The sequence below is a fragment of the Arenibacter sp. F26102 genome (assembly GCF_023015865.1).
GTDB lineage: Bacteria > Bacteroidota > Bacteroidia > Flavobacteriales > Flavobacteriaceae > Arenibacter.
Genome location: NZ_JALKBC010000060.1, coordinates 1 through 455 on the forward strand (window position 1 = coordinate 1; position 455 = coordinate 455).

General features: G+C 54.7%; 2 rRNA genes. Both read right to left on the minus strand.

Going from position 1 to position 455, the window contains the following annotated elements:
* A 5S ribosomal RNA gene (rrf, locus tag MWU78_RS22250) occupies window positions 1–83 on the minus strand; the annotation flags it as partial.
* 244 nt (window positions 84–327) lie between these two features.
* Window positions 328–455 (minus strand): 23S ribosomal RNA (locus MWU78_RS22255); the annotation flags it as partial.

Consider the following 455-nt stretch of genomic DNA (forward strand, 5'->3'; position numbering starts at 1 on the left):
TGTAGCAGTACCATCGGCGCAGACGGGCTTAACTTCCCTGTTCGGAATGGTAAGGGGTGGGCCCCGTCGCCATGGCCACCTAAAATCGTTGATGTTTTTCCATGGCCCTGGGGCCATGGTCTACCCGAACTGCATTGCAGGGCGGGCCACCTAAAAACTTCTATACTTTAATGTCCGGTACCCTGCAGCGGATGCTGAGCGTAGCCGAAGCATGACATAATAATGGGACAGGGCGGCCGTTTCGGTCGCACTAAAATAAGGTAAGGTACACGTACTGTTGTTTGAAAAAAGGTTTGTTGCGCCCCGCGGTTTCCTGCGGGACGGCGTTTGCGCAAGCCAACGGGCAATTAGTACCACTCGGCTACGGACATTGCTGCCCTTCCACCTATGGCCTATCGACGTGGTCATCTCCCACGGCCCTTTAAAGAAATCTCATCTTGTGGCGGGTTTCGCGC